General features: G+C 26.2%; 4 protein-coding genes and 1 pseudogene. All 5 read right to left on the minus strand.

What is annotated here, in order from left to right:
- Positions 1–206 precede the first annotated feature (206 nt).
- A complete protein-coding gene (locus RYM86_RS18350) occupies positions 207–1,136 on the minus strand; it encodes an IS3 family transposase (RefSeq protein ID WP_315082283.1) in 930 nt (309 codons plus the stop codon).
- Entirely contained in the window at positions 1,094–1,741 is a 648-nt protein-coding gene (locus RYM86_RS18355; protein WP_315082279.1) for a transposase, read from the minus strand. The genes RYM86_RS18350 and RYM86_RS18355 overlap by 43 nt, the downstream gene beginning before the upstream one ends.
- Before the next feature lie 678 nt (positions 1,742–2,419).
- Positions 2,420–3,432 (minus strand): annotated as a pseudogene (locus tag RYM86_RS18360) (IS1380 family transposase).
- A 405-nt stretch (positions 3,433–3,837) separates the two neighbouring features.
- The gene (locus RYM86_RS18365) at positions 3,838–4,674 is read right to left on the minus strand and encodes a methyl-accepting chemotaxis protein (RefSeq protein ID WP_315082281.1); all 837 of its coding nucleotides are present in this window, start codon (positions 4,672–4,674) and stop codon (positions 3,838–3,840) included.
- Between the two features lie 14 nt (positions 4,675–4,688).
- Entirely contained in the window at positions 4,689–5,606 is a 918-nt protein-coding gene (locus RYM86_RS18370; RefSeq protein WP_315082282.1) for an MCP four helix bundle domain-containing protein, read from the minus strand.
- Between the last annotated feature and the right edge of the window lie 163 nt (positions 5,607–5,769).

The following is a 5,769-nucleotide window of genomic DNA, read 5'->3' on the forward strand; positions in this document are numbered from 1 at the left end:
TAGAAAAAAATCATATCATATATCATAAATTTATTTAATAGCTGAATAGTTACTACAAATTATATTATTTTTTTTGTGATTTTTTTATTTATGCATAACAAATAAGGGGCTGTCGCATTAGTGAACTGAACTGCTCCCTGTCAAGTAGACAGTGAAAAAAATAAAAATATTTGATATCGCCAATTACTTTTGTAATTGGCGGTATTTTATGCTACAGATCTCAGATACTCTCGATATTCTAAAGGTGTCATACATTTTAGACGCTTCTGATATCTTTGATTGTTGTAATAATATATATAATCAGTGATTGCAGTTTCTAGTTCATTATATGAATTGAATTTTCTCAAGTAATACATTTCAGATTTTAACATGCCCCAGAATGCTTCCATCGGACCGTTATCGATACAACGTGATACCCTAGACATGCTTTGAGCCATATCTGCATCATCTAACTTTTTCTTAAAATTTTTAGAGGTATATTGAAAGCCTCGGTCACTGTGAAACAGAGGCTTTGCATCAGGATGTTGCTCACGAGCTATATCAAATGTTTTAAAAACAAGAGCATTATTATTAGAATGAACAATTACAAATGATACAATACTTTTGTCAGCAAGGTCTAGTATAGCACTTAGATAAGCCTTGCCTCCAATTCCGTACTTCATCTCAGTTACATCTGTAAGCCATTTCTCACCGAATTTATCAGAATTAAAATTTCTATTTAGAGTATTTTCTGCTGTTACTTGTGGTGTTGTTTTCTTGTAATTCTTTTTCTTCCTACGACAAACAGATTTTAAATTTAGAATTGACATAAGTCTGTAAATTCTTTTCGAATTTACATGAAACTCATGCTCACGATTTAACTTAATTGTCATTTGCCTATATCCTAATATTCCTTGTTTTTCCTCATAAGCATTTTTTATTAGCGGCAGTAATTCTTGATTGAATTGTTCGTTGCTACTTTCGTTACGTTTTAACCATTTATAGTATGCAGATCGTGCAATACCAGCAAATTCACATAATTCTATTATAGGAAATGCTTTTTCATCATGTAACTCTTGTATTGCAATGTATATTGATTCGTTTCTTACTTGGCTTAAAATCGCCTCCTTTCTACTTCGTCGAGCTTTTTTAGGAATTCTATCTCCATTAGTTGTCTATGATTTTCAGCTTCAAGTAGCTTATTTTTAGCTTTTAACTTTTCAAACTCAGACATTTCACTTTCTTTTTTACGTTTACCACGGCCGTCCTGTAAAGCTTCTATGCCTTTTGTTTGATATTTCTTTATCCAAGAATAGACTTGTTGGTAAGATACTTTATATTTTTCAGCAGTTTCAGCATAATTATTTTCATTTTCAATACAGTACTTTATAATTTCAATACGTTCTTTATAGGTAGTAGCACGTCCTTTAGTCATAACATGTATTCCTCCAGTTCCAAAAGCTTTAAGTTTATTATGACTATTATACTTTATAATCCAATCTTGAAGTTGTTTATGTGAACGAATTTTATATTTAATACATATATCCATCAAAGAACTATTACCGTCGAGATACTCAGTAACGGCTTGTTGCTTTAATTCAGAGGAATATTTATGATTTCCATTTGTTTTATTAAATTCTTCTGTTCCAAAACCTTTATAAATAGCAATCCATCTTTGAATACTCTGATAAGCAATTCCAAGGCTACGCGCCGCATCTCTAAGGCCAACTCTATTATTTATAATATTTTTAACAGTTATCAACTGTTACTTCATTAGAAATTCTTTTTGACATAAAAATACTCCTCCTTATGATAGACATTTTATTATTTTATGTGTTTACCATAAGGAGAGCATATCATAGTGCGACAGCCCCTTTTAATTAAATTTTTTCTTTTATTTCAAGAATTTTATATAAATTTTTCAGTAATTAATAATTCACCAAACAAGAAATCAATTAAATATTATAGATAAAAAAGATTTTATTAAAGCAATATTTTCTCAAACACTATTATTATTAAAATAAAACTTTATTCTCTCCAATACTATTTTCTAACTCTTTTATTTATAAATTTCTCTTCTATTATATCTTTTGTATTTATCATTTCTTTCTTACCTTAAAGTAATTTAAGTTAATTATAAATATAATTTGACATTACATCTTATATTATCTAACTAAAAAATGGTTGAACTTTGCTTTTTTAGTTAACAGTGTAAATATGAAAATTTAAAATTTTTAATTGAAAATCTTAAATATTTTATAAAAACCTGAATTATTCACCGAATTTATTTTAATAGAATTTTATAAAAATTTTTCTATTTTTATATGTTCGGTGTTCTTTTCTACTTTGAATTCTCTTTTTTAGATATAATTAATCTAAGGACTTTATACTAGCCTTTAAAAAGCCTAATATTTTTAGTTCTATTCAATTTTGCTATCGCTTACGGTGAAATAGCCATATTGTTAATTCTAGCTAGTGTATCCCAAAATTCATTTTTATATGGACAACTACTACATAATTTAAATGTCAAATATCTTGAACTATTAACAATTTTAGCGGCTATTTTGATAAGTTTTAGCCTTATAGTTTCCATTCTATTTGATTTCACCATAGATAACTTTATATTCATAAATATTATCTTTACAAGCTAATTCCATTTTTGTTGTTATATGAGCAGCTTTTTTATAAAGTGTATTGTATGCTTTCAATCTTATTGCATAAAATCCTTTGTTATCTTCAATAAGTTTATATAATCCTGGCGTAGCAAAGCCGCTATCAGCACGTACAAACCTATTTAATAATGGATAGTTTTTAGAATATCTATTTAATAATGGTCCTAAAAATCTAGTGACTTGTCTTAAAGTATACACATTTCCAGCTCTAAGTTCAGCTTTTAAAAAATCACCAGTTAATCCATAAAACGCAACCAATGGATGGAATCCATTCACGAAATAGTGGGAATTATAATTTGAACCATATTGATTACCATAAGTTGCACAATTAGTTGAATCTAAATCTATCAGCACTTGCTGTGGCATTTCAACTGAATAAACCTTATCAATTAATATTTCATTGATATTCTGAAATTGCTTCACATTATCCATATCTAACCTAGAGTTAAATCTAGAAAGTTGTGGGTTGAGATGCTAAATTACATTTATCGAGAACTGCTTTAAAAGCAGGATCGATAGTTAATTCATCTGCATTATCATCTGTATGATATCCTGCTAAATTTTGATATACTTTCTGAATAGCAATATCTGAATTAGAATGTACTCTAAATTTAGCTGTATCCTTAACTTTTAAAGTTTTCCTTATAACTTTACTAAAACCAATCTTTTCATCAAATTCTTTATATAAAAGAAGACCAGCATCTGATGTCAAATCTCCACCTTCAAAATTAATTTTAACTTTTCTATTGAAATTTAGTGACTTTTCTAATAAACTATCCATATGAGATTCTCCTTTGTTAAGCGTTTGTTTGCAAATTAACCATAACAAATTTGAATCTCTTTTTATATACTTTTTTCACTTTTTGGTGAAATTTTCAATTTACATAATTCTAGATATCGAGCCATGCAAAGCATAGTTGTTCTTTTTTATGAATAATTCAGGAAAAATATATATTTTAAAATCCCGCTAAGAAATTTTTACTTAAACTATAAATTCCTAACTAATATTTCTTCAAACTATATTTCATAAGTCTTCTAAGTTTTCTAAAATTATATAAAAAAAGAATGCCATTCTTATTTTGACATTCTTTCTACTTTATATTTATGCCCTATTTTAAATATATGTTAATATATAATAGTAAAGTGCATTGTATATATCAACACACTACTAAAGCATACACTTTATTTAAACAATAAAATTTTTAATAAGATCATCAATTTTCAATGCTATAGTAGCTTGTTCTTCTGCTGCCATTAAAACTTGCTTCATTGAAAGTGATGTATCATGTAAACTATTTTGAATGTCATCAATACTATTAGAAGATTTATTACTGTCCATTCCAATATTATATATAGACTTACCCACAGCTTCCATATTCTTGTCTACCTCTTTTGATAAAATTGCTAATTCTTTTGACATATTACTCACAAAGTCACCATCATCAATATATTTACTACTTATATTAGAATAGTCATTTAAGTTCTTATTTATATCTTCCCCTATAAACTTTAGAATATCATTGCTACTTGCTAATAAATTTTTTACAGAACTTTCAACCTTATTTATTGTATTTTTTATAGTGCCTACAGCATTTGATGATTCCTCTGCAAGTCTTTTCACCTCATTTGCAACTACACTAAATCCTTTTCCTGATTCTCCAGCTCTAGCTGCTTCAATAGAGGCATTTAATGCTAAAAGATTAGTTTGCTTTGAAATATTATCTATTATATCTGCCATTTTTTTAATTTCACCTACAACTTTAACATCTTCCATAGCTTTTAAAATTTCATTTTCTTTATTTAAATATATCTCTGATATATTATTTATTGCTTTTTCATTATCCTTTTTTATTATCGTCGCTCTACTTTTAATTTTATTTGCATTAATATTTCCCTCTTCTGCTTTGGATGATAATTTTTCCATATTATTATCAACACTACTAATAGAGTCATTTATTTTATTATAAGTTTCATTAGTTTGCTTCATTACAGAACTTATCTCGTCTGTTGATGTATCTATCATATCCACTTTTGAATTTACTTCTTGAACAGTAGCTGATAATCTTCACTTAATGAACTTAACTCATAAGATTCTTGAATTATCAATGATATAAGACCTTTAATGTTTTCCTGAGATCTATTTAACAGCTCTCCCGTTCTTCCAAATTCATCTTTACTATCTAATTCTATGTTTTTTGAAACATCATATTTAGACATTCTTTCAGCTAAATTTTCTATTTTCTTTAAAGGCTCTATTATAAGTCTACCTATTAAAAATATTAATATAAATGAAATTATTAAACCTATTAAAGCTATGATTATAGTGCTTATTAAAACTGATCTAAATATTTTCGTGTTCTCTATATTACTTTTCTCAGCATTGCTTTCAGATAAATTAGTAAGCATTTTTAATAAATCATAGGTACTGTTTTTTATTCTAAGCATATCTTTATTATATATTTCATTTGCTTCATCTAAATTGCCAGAATCTATTAATTGAAGAATATCTAAAGAGCATTTTTCTAAACTATCTATATACTCCTTTAATTGAATAAATTTATTTGTCTCAATTTCTGTTGTACTAATAGTCTCATAGTTATCTAGAAATGCATTGATTTGTTGTAATAGTATCTTTATTTTGTTTGAATATTTATAACTGTCATTAACATTAGAACTCATAAATATATTCATAAAATATGAATCAAGTTCTTTTACATTTGAATTTATACTATCTATAGTTTGTATAGATTTAAAATTTATATTATAGATCTTATTAGAATTTTTGCTTACTGTATCTATACTTTTAAGAGAAATCAACGCTATTAAGAATATTAATAAGGCTAATATTATATATGATGATTTCAATTTAACTTTCACACTTAAATTTTTTAGAAATCCAATATTCTTTTTATAATTCTCTTTTTTACTCTTTGTATAAAATATATTTTTTTTCATGTAATATTCCCTTCTAATTATTTAAATATAATTTATAAATTTTTAATTTATAATAATTAGAACCGTTTCCAATTATTATATTATCATTATAATCCCACTTTTTCAATGGTAACTATTCAGCTATTAAATAAATTTATGATATATGATATGATTTTTTTCTAAA

The organism is uncultured Clostridium sp. (assembly GCF_963527835.1).
Classification (GTDB): domain Bacteria; phylum Bacillota; class Clostridia; order Clostridiales; family Clostridiaceae; genus Clostridium.